The 18,536-nt window shown below is 47.3% G+C and carries 16 protein-coding genes; 8 read left to right on the forward strand and 8 right to left on the reverse strand.

The features are described from left to right. The first annotated feature begins 229 nt into the window (after positions 1-229). Positions 230-1,141: a VirK/YbjX family protein gene (locus OH459_RS18820; RefSeq protein ID WP_017188571.1), complete on the forward strand. Its 912-nt coding sequence runs from the start codon at positions 230-232 to the stop codon at positions 1,139-1,141. 27 nt (positions 1,142-1,168) lie between these two features. Beyond that, entirely contained in the window at positions 1,169-1,720 is a 552-nt protein-coding gene (locus OH459_RS18825) for an outer membrane beta-barrel protein (protein ID WP_005445404.1), read from the forward strand. A gap of 91 nt (positions 1,721-1,811) precedes the next feature. On the opposite strand, the gene OH459_RS18830 is transcribed toward OH459_RS18825, so the two are convergent. The 5 genes from OH459_RS18830 to OH459_RS18850 form a co-directional block, all read right to left on the reverse strand. Next, positions 1,812-2,717, reverse strand: coding sequence for an EamA family transporter (locus OH459_RS18830; RefSeq protein ID WP_009696899.1), 906 nt, complete (start codon positions 2,715-2,717; stop codon positions 1,812-1,814). A 66-nt stretch (positions 2,718-2,783) separates the two neighbouring features. After that, on the reverse strand, positions 2,784-3,488 hold the full coding sequence (phnR, locus tag OH459_RS18835) for a phosphonate utilization transcriptional regulator PhnR (protein ID WP_269988053.1): 705 nt from the start codon (positions 3,486-3,488) through the stop codon (positions 2,784-2,786). A gap of 9 nt (positions 3,489-3,497) precedes the next feature. After that, entirely contained in the window at positions 3,498-5,222 is a 1,725-nt protein-coding gene (locus tag OH459_RS18840; RefSeq protein ID WP_269988055.1) for a putative 2-aminoethylphosphonate ABC transporter permease subunit, read from the reverse strand. Positions 5,223-5,230: 8 nt separating this feature from the next. Continuing rightward, on the reverse strand, positions 5,231-6,337 hold the full coding sequence (locus OH459_RS18845; RefSeq protein ID WP_005432488.1) for a putative 2-aminoethylphosphonate ABC transporter ATP-binding protein: 1,107 nt from the start codon (positions 6,335-6,337) through the stop codon (positions 5,231-5,233). Positions 6,338-6,844: 507 nt separating this feature from the next. Then, positions 6,845-7,855, reverse strand: coding sequence for a putative 2-aminoethylphosphonate ABC transporter substrate-binding protein (locus OH459_RS18850; RefSeq protein WP_258456469.1), 1,011 nt, complete (start codon positions 7,853-7,855; stop codon positions 6,845-6,847). A 266-nt stretch (positions 7,856-8,121) separates the two neighbouring features. On the opposite strand from OH459_RS18850, the gene phnW reads away from it, so the two are divergent. From phnW to phnX, 3 genes are all read left to right on the forward strand, one after another. Further along, on the forward strand, positions 8,122-9,225 hold the full coding sequence (gene phnW, locus OH459_RS18855) for a 2-aminoethylphosphonate--pyruvate transaminase (protein WP_054824292.1): 1,104 nt from the start codon (positions 8,122-8,124) through the stop codon (positions 9,223-9,225). Positions 9,226-9,251: 26 nt separating this feature from the next. Then, positions 9,252-10,631: an aspartate aminotransferase family protein gene (locus OH459_RS18860; RefSeq protein ID WP_269988064.1), complete on the forward strand. Its 1,380-nt coding sequence runs from the start codon at positions 9,252-9,254 to the stop codon at positions 10,629-10,631. A 357-nt stretch (positions 10,632-10,988) separates the two neighbouring features. Then, positions 10,989-11,804 carry a phosphonoacetaldehyde hydrolase gene (gene phnX / locus OH459_RS18865; protein WP_269988066.1) on the forward strand — a complete coding sequence of 272 codons (816 nt, stop codon included), beginning with the start codon at positions 10,989-10,991 and terminating at the stop codon, positions 11,802-11,804. 86 nt (positions 11,805-11,890) lie between these two features. Here the strand turns inward: phnX and OH459_RS18870 are convergent, their stop codons facing one another. Continuing rightward, entirely contained in the window at positions 11,891-12,919 is a 1,029-nt protein-coding gene (locus OH459_RS18870) for a LacI family DNA-binding transcriptional regulator (RefSeq protein WP_005442357.1), read from the reverse strand. Between the two features lie 248 nt (positions 12,920-13,167). Here OH459_RS18870 and OH459_RS18875 point away from each other — a divergent pair, with 248 nt between their 5' ends. The 3 genes from OH459_RS18875 to OH459_RS18885 are packed head-to-tail and all read left to right on the forward strand — an operon-like array spanning position 13,168 to position 15,223. Beyond that, positions 13,168-13,611: a PTS sugar transporter subunit IIA gene (locus OH459_RS18875; RefSeq protein WP_085569212.1), complete on the forward strand. Its 444-nt coding sequence runs from the start codon at positions 13,168-13,170 to the stop codon at positions 13,609-13,611. A gap of 58 nt (positions 13,612-13,669) precedes the next feature. Next, positions 13,670-13,957 (forward strand): PTS sugar transporter subunit IIB, encoded by a 288-nt coding sequence (locus tag OH459_RS18880; RefSeq protein WP_005374080.1) that lies wholly within the window; start codon positions 13,670-13,672, stop codon positions 13,955-13,957. Positions 13,958-13,966: 9 nt separating this feature from the next. After that, positions 13,967-15,223, forward strand: coding sequence for a PTS ascorbate transporter subunit IIC (locus OH459_RS18885; protein ID WP_005384349.1), 1,257 nt, complete (start codon positions 13,967-13,969; stop codon positions 15,221-15,223). A gap of 218 nt (positions 15,224-15,441) precedes the next feature. Here the strand turns inward: OH459_RS18885 and OH459_RS18890 are convergent, their stop codons facing one another. Further along, entirely contained in the window at positions 15,442-15,804 is a 363-nt protein-coding gene (locus OH459_RS18890; protein WP_005445413.1) for an ATPase, read from the reverse strand. Positions 15,805-15,813: 9 nt separating this feature from the next. Continuing rightward, complete coding sequence (locus OH459_RS18895; RefSeq protein WP_269988080.1) at positions 15,814-18,189, reverse strand: S8 family serine peptidase; 2,376 nt, start codon at positions 18,187-18,189, stop codon at positions 15,814-15,816. Between the last annotated feature and the right edge of the window lie 347 nt (positions 18,190-18,536).

The raw sequence follows: 18,536 nt of genomic DNA on the forward strand, positions 1-18,536 counted from the left end.
GTTTGTCTGAGCACAACAACACGCTCTGACAATTTCATACTAAACCATACAAACCTCGCTTCTTTTTTCTCTTAAAATCTTCGCCAAAAGAACACCGTTCAAAACCAGCTCCCGTCAATGCTTGAGCGAAATAAGACCACTCTCTTTTATCGCCCTATTTTCGCGTTTTATATCAAGCGCTCACGCCTCTTTGACAGAGCCGAACAACTGGAAATGAGTTTGGAGTGAAATGACCATGAATAAATCCATCCTTGATCACAGCAGAACCATTTATTCTGATGAGTACGCTGACATTTATCGTCCAATTTGGACCTACCGCGTAAAATTCATCGCACGCGCTTTATTCTACAGAAAGTCGTTTAAGTACCTCGCGGACAACATTGAAGCATCACTGCTCGAACTGCTTTGCACTCGTACACACCGATTCTTAGAGAAGCCATTTCGTCCTTACATTATTAAGAATGGACCTGCTTTCGACCGTTCTGCGCTTGTTGTCGATCACTACAACTCGGTAGCAGACCTGATCTCGCCTGAACTGATTCAAGAGATCTACACCGATGCGGAAGGTCTAACTCTGACTTCATTTGAAATTGACGACATCTTGTATTCGGTCCGCTTGGTTTACGAAGCGCGTTACCAAAAAGAAGGTGATATGAGCTTGGTGCTGCATAGCCAAGAAGATGGCAACTTCTATACCCTTTCTTTCAGCTTGGGTCATGAGAATGGCGAGCGATGCATCATGATTGGTGGTTTACAAGGACCACGCAGCTGTGAAGAAAACAACGCAAAAATCAAAAAGCTGACGCGTAAGCTATACGGTCAACGTCCGAAAAGCTTGATGGTTGGATTGCTGGCTATCGTTGCGCAGGTTTGGGGCATAGAAACACTGTTGGCAGTAAAAACTCAATCGCACACTTACGCAGCTAAGCGTTACAGCAAAGGAAGAATCAAAACCGATTACGATGCGCTGTGGCTAGAACTTGGTGGCACAGAATACGACCGCAACTTCTACTCTATCGACGTAAATGCACCTCGTCGTGATATTGAAGGTATGTCTCGTTCAAAACGTTCTATGTACCGTCGTCGTTACGAATGGCTAGACAACACCAAAGTCACTTTCGAACAAGTCCTAAGAAACTAAAAGGCTAAAAGCTAAGGGGAAACGTTTATGCGTTATTCATTCGTTACTGCTTTGGTGTTGTCGACACTTTCTTTGTCTGCCAACGCAACCACCAGCGAACACATCATAGGTACAAACATTGGCTATGGCGGTGTGAACTACGACGCACCGACGAGCGAAGAATCAGGCGACATGTTCTTAGGTGAGATTTATTACCGCTACATGCCAACGCATAACTTTGGTATCGAAGCGGGTTATAAAGGCGCGTTTGACGGTATTGGTTCGATACTCGTGAGTCCGATTTCAGAAGTCACCGATACGAGCTTCTCCGGACCTCGCTTAAGTGGCTATGCTAGCTATCCACTGGGTTCAGGCTTCGAGCTTTATGGCAAGGCAGGTGTCACTCTCTACACTCTCGAATACACTTATAAAGTGAACGGTCAGAGCAAAAACATCGAACACTCAAGTGTTGGTGGTGAAGCGGCTGGCGGTATTGGCTGGAGCTATAAACACTTTGGTTTGAATGCAGAATATGTGTATTCAAAAAACAGCGATTTTGACTCTAGCGGCGTGATGTTTGGTGCGCAATTGCGTTTCTAAACAAGGCTTACAGGTTAATACAAAAGGCAGCGAGAGGCTCATTCGCTGCCTTTTCTTTTTTGTATTAACGGGCGCATATCCCGCACATTAGTTAATGCGTTAATGCCAAAATAATCCCCACCAGAATCGAAGTAACCCCAATACCCCGAGTGAGATACCATTTCTCAGACAGAAACCAAATCCCCATAAACAATCCAAACACGATGCTGATTTGCCTTAGTGCCACCACCAAACTTACGTTGTCTGTCATGGTCATCGCAAACAACACCAAGCCGTAGGTGGATGCCATCATTACCCCTGCCATACTGGCTGTTTTGCGGATCTGCCACGCTGTCTTAATCTCATCTGGCTTGCCCATAACTAAGCACCATACAAGGGCTGGAATACCAATCGCCCAAAACTGCACGCCCAAGTAGAAGATTGCACTGTACTGATCATTCAAGATCTCTGATGCTTGTCCTGTGAGTAAACTCAGCGCTTCTTTATCGACCACCGAGTAACCCGTTGTGCCTATTGCGGCAATCAATGCCCAGAACACACCAACATTCAAATAAGAACCCAATGTCATCTGACGAAAATTCGTCAGTGGTACCAGCATACAACCAAGAGTAATTAGTAAGAATCCAAGCCACTGCTGACTAGATAATTCATGTCCCAATGCAACACTGATTGCGCCGACCATCATCACAGGCAGTGCCCGAGCAATCGGATAAACCACCCCCACATCAGCGTGCTTATAAGCGACAATCAAACCAACCAGATAAACCATTTGTGAAATGCCGCTAATGAACAGCAATCCCCAAAACTCACTCGGTAATGATGTCCAGCCAATGGTTGCCAAATACCAAATCAAATAAGGGGTAAGAATGAAACATGCAGAAAAGCTGGCGGCCATGGTAAACGCGAGTCCAGAGCCTGAGTTGCTTTTGCCAAGGATATTCCAGCCCGCATGAAGAACAGCAGAGAAAACGACGAGACCAATCGCCAACAAATCCATTTCAATGTTCCTGTCTGAATAAAATAAAGGCCCCGAGATGGAGCCTTAGATAATGAGAAAATCCACTTAACGATTGAGTTCCGCCAGAGATTCAATGCTGATGGCATCGTGTCGCCAATACTCGATATCGCAATCAATCAACTCACCGTGCTGGTTGTAGTTGATGCGCTCCACTACCATCGCGGGCGTGCCGGCTGTCGCGCGCAGTGCCTGAGCCATTTCACCCAACAAAGTGCTGGTTGAAATGCGGTAGCGAATCTTTTGATACGTCACGCCATAATGCTCGCGGTAAATGTCCGTCAGTGAGTTTGACAAATCATAGTCCAGCAGATTCGGAAACAGCTCTGGGCGAATATAGTTTGTTACGAATACTACAGGTCTATCTTCAAGGTATCGCACACGGTCGACTCGATACACGTCCGAGAAAGGTTGCAAGTCCAGCAAGCGTGCCGCTTGTTTGTTTGCCAACGTTCCTTTTACTGCGACCAACTCCGTTTTTGGCACGCGATTTTGCGCTTTCGCCATGTTCGGGAAGTTCAGAGTTTGGGTTGGGTCGTAACGCAATGGCTCGGGTGAGATAAACCAACCTCGGCGATCTTCGCGATAGATTCGACCTTCTGCTTCCAGCAGTGATAAAGCTTCACGCAGAGTGACGCGTGTAGTATCGAACGACTCCGCTAACTTACGCTCTGCTGGCAGTTTTTGACGCGGCGATAGCATGCCCGCTTCAATCTGTTCAACAATCGAATCTTTAATTTTTACGTATTGCACGAAGTGTCCTTATCTTTTGCGCCAAGCTTGTGTGCGATTCTCTAACAATTTACCCAAAGTCATCTGAACAATCTTCGCAATTGCGGCAGCCATCATAATCATCACAGCCATTGCCGCTGCAGCGCCAGTTTGACCTGCATCGTCCATATTCAGAATCGAGACCGAAGCCGGAATCGTATCGGTTGAGTAAAGGAATACTACCGCAGAAGTGGTGGTCAATGCATTAACAAACAAGTAAGTCGCAATGTCCAAAATCGCAGGTAAACACACAGGTAATGTCACTTTAAAGAACAACTTGTATTGAGGAAGCTTCACCGATGCCGCTGTGGCTTCAATCTCTGATGGCAACTGCTTTAGAGCTGTCAGGGCGGTCATGTGCCCCACCGTGTAGTAATGCACTACCGTGTTAATTACCAAGAATGCCATGGTGCCATAAAGCACGTTCAGAGGATTGTTCGCATCATTGAAGTAAAAGATGTAACCCAAGCCAAGCACCATACCCGGAACTGCCATTGGCACCACACTGAGCATTTGCATCACCTGACGAATTGGACCAAACGCACGCCCTTTCTCAATGCAGTAAGCACCGACAAAGATGATGGCTGTACCAATAACTGCCGTCCAACCTGCCAACGTTAGCGAGTTGAAAAATGGACTCCAACCGTAAGTGCTCATTTCAGCAAAGTTGTAGTTGTTTAGCGTCAACGCTTTGTTCCAAGGCCAGAATGTAACTAACGAGCCATACACCGCCATACCAAGTACTGCCAACACTGCGATAGAAATGATGCTGCAGTAAACCAAACAAATACTGTCGCGCGCTTTGTTAGGTTCTGGCTGATAAGGCACCGAGCGAGTGTCAAATAAGCTCTTTTGCTTTTTCTGTACCCAGCGGTCTGCGCCGAACGCCATTACCGCAGGAAATAGCAACATAATGCTGGTCACCGCACCCATGGCAAAGTTTTGCTGTCCCACAACTTGCTTGAAGATGTCAGTCGCCAGGACGTTGTAGCTTCCACCAATCACTTTCGGCACACCAAAGTCCGTGATAACCAGCGTAAAGACCACGATAAGCGTACTGATCAAACCGTATTTCGCCGCAGGTAACGTCACCATAAAGAAGGTTTTGATGGGCGATGTTTTAAGTGCGCGGGCTGCTTCATACAAGCGAGCATCTGAAGTGCGCAGCGAAGTAGTCAAAATCATCAATGCATGAGGAAAGGTCCAGAAGATCAAACCCATCGAGATACCAATCACGCCATAAATCGAGTTTCCTAACAGCATCTCTTTGGCAATGCCTTGATTACCGAAAAGGAAGATTAAACTGATCGCCGGCAACAACGAAGGCGCAAGGATCGGCGCAGTACCTAGGATTTGGAACAAACCTTTAAACGGCATGCATGAACGAGTCAGCGCGTAGGCATAACCGAACGCAAGCACACCCACTACCGAGGTCACAATCACGCCCAAAGTGAAGGTGTTTCCCACCGACACCCACAAGCTTGAAGAAGAAAAGTACGCCGCAAAGTTTGCCAGACCGACAAATTCGCCATTGGCATTTTGCACACTCTTGGTCAACATTGCCCAAAGCGGCATTAAGATGAACAGCACCATCATGGTCGACAAGCCAGCGAGCAAACCAAACAACACAAGGTTGTCGCGGCTGACACGTCCGAGTAGGGATTTTGCTTTGTCTTGAGTGGTCAGGCTATTCATCGTCATTGTCTTCGCATCCATGTTTACACCTACGCTGCTAGCGCTTTATCAACCGAGGGCACGGCGTAACCATGCAGTCCTTCTTCAGCAAACTGGATGTAACGTACATCGCCCGCCTTGATATTGAGTTTTTGAACCGTTTCCACAGGCACATCCACTACGATGGTTTTCGTTGAGCTGTCGTTTTGCAATACGCAATCAATGCGGAAAAACGCCCCCAAAAACTCAGTTGCCGTAACTCGCACTGGTAAAGAGTTGGTGTAGTTTTCAACGAACTTGATGCTTTCAGGACGCACCGCAAGGTCGAAGCGGTCACCACGTTGGATCTTACGATTGGTCAAGCTTGGCGCTGGCATCAATGTTTCGGCAATCCGTACTTGGGAGTCCGTTGCGACTGAGGTTTCAATAAAGTTCATGCTGCCGACAAACTCAGCGACAAAGCGCGTGGCTGGTTGTTGGTAGATCTCTTGAGGTGTACCGACTTGCTCAATCACACCATGGTTCATTACCACGATACGATCCGCCATCGACAGCGCTTCGTCCTGATCGTGCGTAACCATGATGGTGGTGATGCCAAGCTTACGTTGCAGCTTACAAATCTCGTCACGTAAGTGAACACGCACTTTTGCATCCAGCGCTGACAGCGGCTCATCCAATAACAGTAAACCCGGAGATAGCGCCAATGCACGAGCCAAAGCAACACGCTGCTGCTGACCACCAGAAAGTTGGTTAGGAAATTTCTCGCCAGAGGTTGGAAGACCAATGGTTTCTAACCAGTAATCCACCTTCTCTAACGCTTCTTTGGTCGACATGCCTTGGTTCTTCAAACCCACCGCAATGTTCTCTTGCACGGTAAGGTTCGGAAACAGCGCGTAAGATTGGAAGACGATGCCGAAGTCGCGCTTCTCAGGTGGTAGGAATGTGGTCTCTTGACCGTTTTGAAAAATCGCACCAGACGTTGGCAAGTCTAAACCTGCAATGGCACGTAGCAGAGTGGTTTTACCGCAGCCAGAAGGACCAAGAAAACAAACGAACTCGCCCTTTTCAATCGCTAGCGAGATTTTCTTTAATGCAGTGAACTGTCCGAATTGCTTCACTACATTTTCAATATTTAGGTAATGTTGGTTAGTTGACATAACACACGCTCCAAATGGTATATACCAACTTTAGTTTTGGAGTGTTACGTTCCAATGACAAATTTATAGCCAGAAGATGACAAATAGATGAAGGGAGGTGAGGTTTGTTTAAGTGGTAATTAGAGATTCCCGACTCACTCCTTCGTCGCTCTCGAGAATGACGTGATGAGCGTGGATTACAAATTCTGAAATCACATTCGCGGCTCAGAACGACAAGTTTTGACGTTCACTCCATATACTTAAGATCGTCATTCCGGACGAGCCTAAGCGAGCCATCCGGAATCTCTTACAAGTACTATATTCTGAGATTCCCGACTCACTCCTTCGTCGCTCTCGAGAATGACGTTGTGAGTGCGGATAGAAGATCCCAACTTTCTTAAGTCCGTCATTCCAGCGAACCTAGGTGAGACTAGGAATCTACTTTCAGCAAACTCTGAAATAACAGAGAAAACAAAAAATCCACCTCAACCGAGGTGGATTCCAATATTCAACTCAAAGCAAATTCAATTAAGACTTTGGCTCTGATTTCGCGTCGAACTTCTCAGACCATGCTGCTAGAATCTCTGCACGCTTGCTGCCCATTTGCGCGAAGTCCATCTTCGCCATGTTCTCTTGAACGTTCGGGAAGTTAGACACGGTCGCTTTCACGTTTTTATGTGCAACCACCGGGTACATTTCTACGTAAAGCTCGTTTGCTGCTTTAGAGATTGACCAGTCCACAACGCGCTTCGCTGCATCAGACTCTTTTACTAGACCAACGGCTTCTGATTCCCAGCCGATGCCTTTTGGTGTGATAACCGCTAGTGGTGCACCCTGTGTTTTCAGCTTCGCGCCGCGGCTCGCCATCGAGATACCGATAGCCACTTCACCCATACCCGCTTGAACACATGGCTTAGAACCAGAGTGCGTGTAGTGTGCAATGTTCTTGTCTAAGTCACGCATGTAGTTCCATGCCTGATCTTCACCCATGTTTTGTAGCCAAGCAGAAACCTGCATGTAGCCAGTGCCTGAAGACGCTGGGTTCGGCATTGCAATGTGACCTTTGTAAACCGGCTTTGTTAGGTCTTCCCAAGACGTTGGTTTCGGTAGGTTAAGTTGTTTCGCTACCGCTTCGTTAAAACAAACTGCGTTAAAGAACGCATCGTTACCGAACCAAGCTTGGTTTGATTGAGGGTCGTTTAGATTCGCGTGCAGCTCTTCCAAACCTTTTGGTGTGTAAGGCTTAAGAAGACCTTCATCTTTAAGCAGTGCCATTGACGAGCCAGCAAGACCCCAAACCACCTCCGCTTGAGGGTTGTTCTTTTCTGCCAGCAATTTCGCCGTCATGATACCGGTGGAATCGCGAACCCACTTAATCTTGATATCTGGGTTATCTTTCTCAAACGCAGACTTGTATTTGGCAAGAATGTCAGTTTCGAAAGCGGTGTAAACCGTGACTTCCTGTGCTGCCATTGCATTCGTAGCTAGCAGAGAGACAAGTGCAGCCAGCGATCCTTTCATCAAACGGTTTTTCATCATTTTCTCCAGTTAATTTGGCTAAGTTTTCATTTGGTCTGTACCAGTTGACGATATACACCCTACTGAGCCTTTGTGACGAAATCATGACCATTAAATGGCAGTTTTACGAAAATTTGCGATGAATAATCGTTCAATTGATCCGCCTTTTTCTGGATATTAAAGTTTTATGAAATTGGATATTCGCCTATTTACTGCCCTTTTCTTCCTCGCTAGAGTGAACTCGAAATTTGGTGTAGACCAATTAATCTATTCTGATGGAAATCGAGATGAAAAACGAATATCTACTACTGACTCCAGGTCCTCTATCTACTTCTGAAACAGTACGTGAAGCCATGCTTAAAGACTGGTGTACTTGGGATGATGAATACAACAAAGACATTGTAGAAGTGATCCGCACTAAGCTTGTAAAACTGGCAACTCAACAAGACGGCTACACCAGCGTACTAATGCAAGGTAGCGGCACCGCATCAGTAGAAGCGACGATTGGCAGCGCCATTGGCAAAGATGGAAAATTGTTGGTTGTCGACAACGGTGCGTACGGTGCACGTATCGCTCAGATCGCTGATTACCTAAATATTCCATGCCATGTAGTTTCCCCAGGCGAAACATCACAGCCACACTTGAACGAGGTGGAAACTGCATTGGCATCGGATCCTGCGATCACGCACGTGGCGATTGTTCACTGCGAGACAACCACTGGCATGCTGAATCCAATTGAGGCATTTGCTTCTGCGGCAAAAGCACACGGTAAAGTCGTGATTCTCGATGCCATGTCGAGCTTTGGTGGCATTCCTATCGATATCGCAGAGCTAGGAATCGATTTTATGATCAGCTCAGCGAACAAATGTATTCAAGGCGTACCGGGTTTTGGCTTTGTGATTGCGAAGCAAACCGAGCTCGAAAAGTGCCAAGGTCAGGCTCGTTCTTTGAGCCTTGACCTTTACGACCAATGGCATTGCATGGAAGTGAACCACGGCAAATGGCGTTTCACATCTCCAACGCACACGGTTCGCGCTTTCTACCAAGCATTGTTAGAACTGGAACAAGAAGGCGGCATTGAGGCTCGTCATAACCGTTACCAAACTAACCAGAAAACACTGGTTGCAGGTATGCGCTCTTTGGGCTTCGAACCGCTACTGAGTGATGACCTTCACTCGCCAATCATCACTTCTTTCTACTCTCCAACGCACAGTGATTACCAGTTCAAAGCGTTCTACACGCGTTTGAAAGAGCAAGGCTTCGTGATCTATCCGGGTAAGGTATCGAACGCAGATTGCTTCCGTATAGGCAACATTGGCGAAGTTTACCCAGCAGATATCGAGCGCTTAATCGGTGCGATTGAAAAAGCAATGTATTGGCAAGTTGCGTAAAGCAGCCTTCTAATTGAGAAAGCGTTATGACTCAGAATATCAAACCGACTCATTTCCGCAGCGAAGGTGATGTCAACACGACACCAGCGCGCCAAGCTTGGAATGCATCGATGGACGACGAACGCACGCAAGCATTACTAAAGCGTGATTCGGAGGTCTTTCTTCATCAAGCCATGTCGACGCCGTGCTTAGATACCTTGGAAGCAGCAGAAGGCATCTACATCCAAGATGCCACCGGCAAAAAGTACATGGACTTCCATGGCAATAACGTCCATCAGCTGGGCTACGGTCATCCGCATGTGATTAAACGCGTGCAAGAGCAAATTGCCCAACTGCCGTTTTCACCACGTCGTTTTACCAATGAAACCGCAATTGAATGTGCCGAAAAGCTCACACAAATCTGTGGCGGCGAATTGAACCGCGTGTTGTTTGCTCCAGGTGGCACATCTGCAGTGGGCATGGCTCTAAAGTTAGCGCGCCACATCACGGGCAACTACAAGGTGGTGTCTCTGTGGGATTCCTTCCACGGCGCATCATTGGATGCCATTTCAGTAGGTGGCGAAGCGTGTTTCCGCCAAGGCATGGGACCATTAATGGCAGGTGTTGAACGCATTCCACCAGCGGTGTCTTATCGTGGTGCTTTCCCGGTCGCGGACGGCAGCGACGTGCATTACGCCGACTACCTTGAATACGTGATTGAGAAAGAAGGCGGCGTGGGCGCGTTTATCGCAGAAGCAGTTCGTAATACCGACGTACAAGTGCCGAGTAAAGCCTACTGGAAACGCATCCGTGAAATCTGTGACAAACACAATGTCATGCTGATCATCGACGACATCCCTAACGGTATGGGTCGCAGCGGTGAATGGTTTACCTACCAAGCCTACGACATCGAGCCAGATATGCTCTGCATCGGTAAAGGTTTGGGCGGAGGCTTAGTGCCTATCGCAGCCATGGTAACCAAAGACAAATACAACACCGCCGAGAAAATCTCCATGGGTCACTACACTCATGAGAAAAGCCCTATAGGTTGTGCTGCAGCACTGGCAACCATGGAAGCCATTGAGCAAGACGGCTTGCTAAATAAAGCCAAAGCCGACAGCCAGTTTATGCGTGAAAAGCTGCTAGAGATGAAAGCCAAATACCCAGTGATTGGTGATGTACGTGGCATCGGCATGTTATGGGGCATTGAACTGGTCACTGACCACGAAAGCAAAGCACGCGCGTATGACGAAGCGGAAGCTGTGCTGTACCAATGCCTCAACAACGGAGTGAGTTTCAAGGTATCGCAAGGTAATGTGATTCAACTCAGCCCACCGCTGATCATCACTCGCGAACAACTGACAGAAGCGCTGGCGATCTTCGAAGAAGCGATCGCCAAAGTGTGCAAAGACTTTAACTACATTTAGGTTTTGTTGACCTTTTGAGCTGATTTTTGCAGCAGTTTGTGGGTTCTTTATGCAAGGCAGAGGCTTTGAGTTGTAGCTGTTCTACCTGATAAGCCGATAACGCAGAAGAAAGGAACCACAAACGCTGCCCGAAGGGTTCGGCTAAAAGCGTTTTACTCTTTGTTGTGAGGTGTTGTGCTTAGAATGACTAGGCTACAAACCTCTCGCCGCGATTAAAACGCTTTTATCTCGAACAAAATTTAACCGCAAAAGGTCAACAAAACCTAGGGTCAATAGACCTCAACAAAAACCAATTTATCCAGAGCGCGGTTCCAACGTGTAGGCAAGCGCTCTAGCAAGCAAGAAAAAGGATTGAACATGAGCAACTCACCAATTCAAGCAGTGATCTTTGACTGGGCTGGCACTATCGTCGATTTCGGCTCTTTTGCGCCAACTAGCATCTTTGTGGAAGCATTCAAACAAGGCTTTGATTTTGAAATCGACCTTGAAGAAGCGCGCGAACCAATGGGACTTGGTAAGTGGGATCACATCCAAGCTGTGGGTCGTATCCCTGCGGTTGATAAGCGTTGGAATGAGAAATTTGGTCGCTCAATGACCAGCGAAGACATCGACGCTATCTACGCAGCATTCATGCCTCTGCAAAAAGCAAAAGTGGCTGACCATGCTGAGCCAATCCTTAATGCGATTGAAGTTGTGAACGATCTGAAAGACAAAGGCATCAAGATCGGTTCTTGTTCTGGTTACCCCCGCGAAGTGATGGACGTGCTGATCCCTGTTGCAGCGGATTACGGCTACAAACCAGATTACGTAGTAGCAACGGATGACCTGCCACAAGGTGGTCGCCCTGCACCATTTATGGCACTGAAGAACGTGATTGAGCTGAATGTAACGGACGTTAATGCGTGCATCAAAGTGGATGACGCAGCACCGGGCATCGACGAAGGTCACAACGCCGGTATGTGGACCGTTGGCTTGCTGCTTTCTGGTAACGAAGCGGGTCTAACGTTTGAAGAATACCAAGCCGCGGACGAAGCTACGCTTAATGTTGCTCGTGAAAAAGCGCGTGCAAAATTGCTAAAGAGCTCGCCGCATTACCTTATCGATACGATCGCAGACTTCCCAGAAGTGGTTGCAGATATCGAACGTCGTCTAGCAGCAGGTGAACGCCCTTAGTCGACAATCACTATTCTCACGCATAAAAAAACCTCTCAGCATTGAGAGGTTTTTTGTATCGCGTTTTAGTATCTAACCAAATCAAATTAGTTGATTGCAGTACTCGCTCGGCGTTTTAGCTTAAAGCCCATGTCCGTTGCATGTTCTACAGGCTCACCTTTAATGGCTTGCAGTAACTTATCTGCAGCTTTCGTCCCCATGCGTTCGTAATCGAATTCCGCACAGGTCAAACTTGGGTAGGCGTGCTCACCCATAGAAGAGCCTTCCAAACAGATAATCGCAATGTCAGTCGGGACTTTCAGCACTCGGCGATGACACTCAAACAACGCGCCAATCGCAATCTCTTCATGGCTACATACCAGAGCATTCAAACTTGAATCGCGCAGCAATAACTTTGCCAACCCTTCCGCACCTAATTGTGAAGATGGCGCTTCGTGGGTGGTTAAGAAATGGTCCGGCGCAAGGTAGTTCTCAATCATCGCGCTTTGCCAACCGTGTAGCTTACGTTGCAAGGTGGAGTGATCGCCACGCGCACCAATGAAGCCCACGTTCTTGAAGCCTTGCTCAATCACATGCTTGGTACAGGCTTTACCTACCTCAAAATGGTCAACACCGATATTGAGATAGCTCGCTTTCGAACTTAACTCAGCAATTTCCAATACTGGCGTATTCGAGGCTTCCAAAAGCTGATTAGTACGTTGGCTGTGTTCATTACCAAACAGCACCACTCCGGCTGGGCGGCTCTCAAGAAATGTCGAAAGCAGTTTCTCTTCTTGCTCTACCGAGTAGTCGCTGTAGCCAAGCAGTAACTGATAACCCGCTTTGTTCAACGCTTGTTGAAAGCTCGGTAAGAAAAGCGCGCACGCTTTTTCAAACAGGGAAGGAATGATAAGAGCGATGGAGTAACTTTCAGCAGACGCCAAAGCCCCTGCCGCTTTATTCGGGATATAGCCGAGCTCATCAACCACTTGTTGAATCTTTTCTCTCAGCTTGTCAGATACTAGCTCGGGCGTTCGTAATGCTCTCGACACCGTCATGGTGCCTACGCCGGCTTTTTTAGCGACGTCCGCCAAGGTGACATTGCCAGTACTTCTTCGTTTGCGAGGTTCGCTCATTGTTCTTATTTAGTGTTCTCTATTTTCTGCCGCGACATCTTACCACAGCGTTTTAGTGGTTTTGATATTAGCGCATTAGAAGTCGATCACAAGCATATGAAACTCGGATGACTGATAAAAATGGTAGCGCTATCACAATTTATGATAGCGCTATCAGATAGCGCTACCATTTGTGATCATTCTCAGGTTTTTCTGACAAATTGATCGATAAAGTACCCATCAACAAAACAACAAACCGGAAAGATCCAATGCTACGTGAACTGATTACCTCTGATGTGATTCGCATCCATTCTGATGCTACTGACTGGAAAGATGCGGTGAGCAAATCCTGTGAAGCACTGATTGAAAATGGCGCGATTGAGCCAAGCTACGTGGACGCTATTTACCGCTCACACGAAGAGCTCGGTCCTTACTACGTGGTAGGTCCTGGTATGGCAATGCCACACGCTCGCCCTGAAGATGGCGTTAACCGTTTGTCTCTTGCTATCACGGTGATTCAAAACGGCGTGAACTTCGATTCTGAAGGTAACGACCCAGTGAAAATGCTGGTTACGCTAGCCGCGACAGACAGTAACTCGCACGTGGATGCGATTTCTAAACTGGCTGAGTTGTTTATGAATGAAGAGCATGTAGAAGCCATCTGCTCCGCTCAAAACACACAAGATGTTCTCACGATCATCGAAAAATACTAACTCCTGATGTGCCCTTCAAAATGGGCATACACCCCTATAAAAAGAAAAGGTCTGAATTATGAAAATTATGGTTGTTTGCGGTCACGGTCTTGGTACTAGCCTAATGATGGAAATGAGCATCAAAGGCATCGTGAAAGAATTGAATGTAAACGCAGAAGTGGATCATATCGATCTAGGCTCTGCAAAAGGTACGGATTGTGACATCTTCATCGGTACTAACGACATCGTTGAACAGTTGAACGCGCTTGGCGTTGAACCACGCATCGTTGCGCTTGATAACATGGTCGACAAAGTGGCAATGAAAGAGCGTCTATCTGTGGCACTTCAAGAGCTTGGCGCTCTATAAGGTGGTGTTATGGAATTCTTCAGTTTCTTAATGAACGATGTCCTATCAGAGCCGGCGGTTCTGGTAGGTCTTATCGCCCTAATCGGCTTAATTGCCCAGAAAAAACCGGTCACTGAATGTATTAAAGGTACGGTAAAAACCATTCTTGGTTTCATCGTGCTTGGCGCGGGTGCAGGTCTAGTTGTGACTTCTCTGGGTGACTTTGCGACGATTTTCCAACACGCGTTCGGCATCACTGGCGTGGTTCCAAACAACGAAGCTATCGTCTCTATCGCGCAAGAAGCGTTTGGTAAAGAGATGGCGATGATCATGTTCTTCGGTATGTTAGTGAACATCTTGATCGCTCGCTTCACGCCATGGAAATTCATCTTCCTAACAGGTCACCACACGCTATTTATGTCGATGATGGTAGCGGCGATCCTTGCTTCTAGCGGCATGAAAGGTGTTCCACTGATCGCACTTGGCTCTCTGGTTGTGGGCTCTGTGATGGTGTTCTTCCCTGCGATTGCTCACAAGTACATGAAGCAAGTAACAGGTTCTGACGACGTTGCGATTGGTCACTTCTCTACCCTTTCTTACGTACTAGCGGGCTTTATTGGCAGCAAGTTCGGTAACAAAGAACACTCTACTGAAGAGATGAACGTACCTAAGAGCTTGTTGTTCCTACGTGATACGCCAGTGGCAATCTCGTTCACCATGGGCATCATCTTTATGGTGACATGTATCTTCGCTGGCGGCGACTTTGTACGCGAAGTTAGCGGTGGTAAGCACTGGTTCATGTTCGCACTGATGCAATCCATCACATTCGCCGGTGGTGTGTATGTCATCCTTCAAGGTGTACGCATGGTTATCGCAGAAATCGTTCCAGCGTTTAAAGGTATCTCAGACAAACTAGTACCAAACGCAAAACCTGCGCTTGATTGTCCGGTTGTATTCCCATACGCACCAAACGCAGTATTGGTTGGCTTCCTATCGAGCTTTGCGGCGGGTCTTTTGGGCATGTTCCTACTTTACGTGATGGGTCTTACTGTGATTATCCCTGGTGTCGTTCCACACTTCTTTGTAGGTGCAGCGGCAGGTGTATTTGGTAACGCTACAGGTGGTCGTCGCGGTGCAATCTTGGGTGCTTTTGCACAAGGTCTATTGATTACCTTCCTACCAGTATTCCTAATGCCAGTACTTGGTGACCTAGGCTTTGCTAACACGACCTTTAGTGACGCAGACTTCGGCGCTGTTGGTATCCTACTGGGTCTGATTGTTCGCTAAGTAGTTAGTCTGAATATGACTAGCTGATAACTGACTTGATTGATGCGCGAATAGGCTCATCGGCATCAATCCTAGAAAATCTATAGTCATAGCAAATGACTGACTTTAGAAGAAACCAGTTATAGAAAGTAATCATAGAAAGCAATCGTAGAAAGAAAGCAAACGCCCCTCACGTGAGGGGCGTTTTTCTTTTTGGCACTATCTTAAGAAAGCTTGGCTTATTGAAGCGTACTTCCGTTAGATAGCAGCTTTCTTGTCGGCTCTTGCTCGGTGTATTCGACCGCATCGTGATCCGCGAGCTTATCGACTTCCGCCTGTTCACCCACCACAACCAACACGTGTTGTTTCACCAGAGCGTCGACCACTTCAATGTTGTGCTGACGAAGAAGCGCTCTCACTTCGCTCTCTTTCCCTTCATGATACTTAACAAAGTAACGTGCAGGTTGCTGCTCGGCTTGATCTTGGCGTTCATCCACGAGAGGAAATCCTTGATTGTTTGCCAAGCTGCTTGAGCTCAGTCCGATTGCCAATAGTGCGGTAGCGCCTACCGCAGACAAAGAAAGTAAGGTCAACTTCTTCATAGTCACTCCTTATTGAAAGGTCAGAGTCCAACTGTTGATGGTGCCTGTGTCTCTTCTGGCATTGTCCACCGCTTTAAGTTCCCATGTGCCTTGCGATTCAAAACCAGAGAAGTCCGCTTGGAAACTGGTTTTAATGTCGTTCGCACCACCACCCGCATTGTCGTGCAGTACTACTTGACCACCATCTGGTGACGTTAGCGTGACACGAAGATCGCCAATGTAGGTGTGAGTGATATCCAAGTCGATAGTCACTGAACCTGCATCGCCAGAGCGAGCCACATCTAATGGGCTTACGATACCTGCAGAGCTATTGTCAGGAATCGCTACTGCATTCGAGTTGGTGTAGCTAGAAGGAGCAGAACCGCCACCTGATGAATCGCCAGAGCCGTTATGCGCTGCAACAAGAGAAACACCAGAGTACGCACTGTAGCCGTAAACCAATACTTCATATTGCCCTGCGCCAGATACGTTCAAGCTACAGCTTTCGCCATTACCGCCCGCCCATGAACGACAGTCGTAAGTGCTGGTACTTGGTGTGCCATTGAAGCGTACGTAAAGGTCAGCATCACCAGAGCCACCACTCATGTTGAATGTCGCTTGCGTTGCATTCGCAGGAACGTCAAACACAAATACTGTGCTTGATTTGCTGCCGCCAGAAAGCTGCGTTTTCGCCACACCATTTTCTAGAACGTTGTCGTTGCCAGAACCACCGCCATCCGGACCATTACAGCCAGCGTCTAGGTATTGTTTCGCTGCTTCAGCATTCACAAGACCATGACCAGTGCGGTTATCACGACCTGTTACATCGATATCCGTTGCTGTCTTGATCAGTGCGTTACGTACTTGAGCAGCGGTACAAGTTGGATGGTAACTCCACACCAAACCCGCAACACCGGTTACATGTGGCGTCGCCATCGAAGTACCGTTGTAGTACTCGTAGTCTTCACCCTTAGTGGTCGATACCGTGATCTCTTGACCAACATAGCTCAACAGCTCCTGACCGAAGGCACGATCAACCGTTACAGACACAATACGCGCCGCGTTGTTTTGATCGACAAGGAAAGGATTCTGCAAGCCCGGTAGCTCAGAGTTACTGTACACAATCGCCGCACTTGCGCCCGCGTTGTAACACGCTTGAACTGCATCGATTTCTGGGTAGTTACCTGATGATTGGTTGCCCACACGCTCGGTCAAACAGATCTTGCCAGACATATCACCACAGCTGAAGCTGCTACCGGATACGTCACAGCTTGCTAGTGTCGCCGTGATAGAACCTGCTACTGGATCAGGACCATAACTGCCGCCCGATTGGATCAAGCGGTTATGAGGAACGATGCCACGATCGAACTGGCTAACACCATTCAAGCGAATGTCTGAAAGCTTACCCTCGCCCACAGTCACTGTAGACAGAATTGCTACGCCCGGACCTGCGATTTCAACTTGGTCTGTCGCTTGAGAGAACGCCGCGTGATCACGCTTATCATCCACCGCCGCAACCGACATTACTGAATCGTAAGACGCTGGGTAGCTGTGCGCAGTATTACCATCGTTACCCGCAGCAGCAATCAGCAGCACGCCTTGGTCGTAAATGGTTTGCAACGCGTTTTTCTCCGTCACACTCGACTGGCTACCACCAAGGCTCATGTTGACGACGTTCGCGCCGTTATCAGCACAAGTTTGTACCGCTTTCACCAAGCTGGATGAGTAGCCCCAACCCGCTTCATTGAACACCTTAACGATGTGCAAATTCACGTTTTGGTTTGGCATAACACCTTTGATGCCTTCCGTGTTGGCAATCGCGGCAATCGTACCCGCTACGTGCGTACCGTGAGCGTTGTTATTCCCCGGAACACTCCAAGAACCTGTACCGCTATCGTTTGTACCCGACACTCGGTTACCACTCAGATCGTTGTGCGCCAAATCGTAACCCGAGTCGATAATACACACGGTGCGATTCCCTGCATTTGAGTCATCCAGAAGCTGAGCATTCACCGCCTCATAGCCCCAAGGGATAGTCTCGCTTAACAGATAACGCGGTGGGTCAATTTCAACGTATTCCACATCGCTGCGGTTACGTAATTGCCCCAACTCCGAGTCTTCCATCTCCACGCTGTAAATTGCACGGTTTCCTAGCTTTTCCACTTTACGCGCTTTGAGCTGATCTAAGACCGACTCTTGCGCGATACGTGGTCCCCAGAATGAGTTCCCACCCAATGCTGAAGGACTGGACGTATCTTCTTTAAATTTGACGATGTATTTGGTCGGCAAGTTAGATTCGTCGAACCCCGTCAGAGGAGCCGCATGCGCTGACATCGAAAATGTCAGTGCCACTGCAACGGCAGACAATGAAAACAAGCCATTTAATTTAGTTGTTGTGTGATGCATTTGCTCTATTCCTTTTTGAGCTGATTTTTATTCACTTTACGCTCATGAAAAATCATTCACCTATCATTAACATGAGCTACTCAGCTATAGATTATTTGTAAAAAAATCCAAACAATTGATTTTGTGAATGCATAATTGTTAATAAAGGATCATTTAATCAACAGATAAAGTGAACATCAAAAAGAAACCAATTTTCTTATAAAGCAATTACTTATTAACGCCAAAAGTGCATGTTAAATTAATGTTAGTGAGTAATTATTCTAGATTTTATAAAATCATGCTATTTACTAAATCTATTGAAAGTTGAACGCGGTACCAGAATTGACAGAATGAATAATTAGATATTT

It is taken from the genome of Vibrio sp. MM46 (assembly GCF_027587135.1).
Taxonomy (GTDB): Bacteria; Pseudomonadota; Gammaproteobacteria; order Enterobacterales; family Vibrionaceae; genus Vibrio; species Vibrio harveyi.

What these genes read in the sequence shown, in the direction of transcription:
- OH459_RS18830 (WP_009696899.1), bottom strand. Translation starts at nt 2,717, where the DNA reads ATGGATTTGTTGGCGATTGGTCTCGTCGTTTTCTCTGCTGTTCTTCAT.
- OH459_RS18880 (WP_005374080.1), top strand. Translation starts at nt 13,670, where the DNA reads ATGAAAATTATGGTTGTTTGCGGTCACGGTCTTGGTACTAGCCTAATG.
- phnW (WP_054824292.1), top strand. Translation starts at nt 8,122, where the DNA reads ATGAAAAACGAATATCTACTACTGACTCCAGGTCCTCTATCTACTTCT.
- OH459_RS18875 (WP_085569212.1), top strand. Translation starts at nt 13,168, where the DNA reads ATGCTACGTGAACTGATTACCTCTGATGTGATTCGCATCCATTCTGAT.
- OH459_RS18825 (WP_005445404.1), top strand. Translation starts at nt 1,169, where the DNA reads ATGCGTTATTCATTCGTTACTGCTTTGGTGTTGTCGACACTTTCTTTG.
- OH459_RS18895 (WP_269988080.1), bottom strand. Translation starts at nt 18,189, where the DNA reads ATGCATCACACAACAACTAAATTAAATGGCTTGTTTTCATTGTCTGCC.
- OH459_RS18860 (WP_269988064.1), top strand. Translation starts at nt 9,252, where the DNA reads ATGACTCAGAATATCAAACCGACTCATTTCCGCAGCGAAGGTGATGTC.
- OH459_RS18820 (WP_017188571.1), top strand. Translation starts at nt 230, where the DNA reads ATGACCATGAATAAATCCATCCTTGATCACAGCAGAACCATTTATTCT.
- phnX (WP_269988066.1), top strand. Translation starts at nt 10,989, where the DNA reads ATGAGCAACTCACCAATTCAAGCAGTGATCTTTGACTGGGCTGGCACT.
- OH459_RS18890 (WP_005445413.1), bottom strand. Translation starts at nt 15,804, where the DNA reads ATGAAGAAGTTGACCTTACTTTCTTTGTCTGCGGTAGGCGCTACCGCA.
- OH459_RS18845 (WP_005432488.1), bottom strand. Translation starts at nt 6,337, where the DNA reads ATGTCAACTAACCAACATTACCTAAATATTGAAAATGTAGTGAAGCAA.
- OH459_RS18885 (WP_005384349.1), top strand. Translation starts at nt 13,967, where the DNA reads ATGGAATTCTTCAGTTTCTTAATGAACGATGTCCTATCAGAGCCGGCG.
- OH459_RS18840 (WP_269988055.1), bottom strand. Translation starts at nt 5,222, where the DNA reads ATGGATGCGAAGACAATGACGATGAATAGCCTGACCACTCAAGACAAA.
- OH459_RS18850 (WP_258456469.1), bottom strand. Translation starts at nt 7,855, where the DNA reads ATGATGAAAAACCGTTTGATGAAAGGATCGCTGGCTGCACTTGTCTCT.
- OH459_RS18870 (WP_005442357.1), bottom strand. Translation starts at nt 12,919, where the DNA reads ATGAGCGAACCTCGCAAACGAAGAAGTACTGGCAATGTCACCTTGGCG.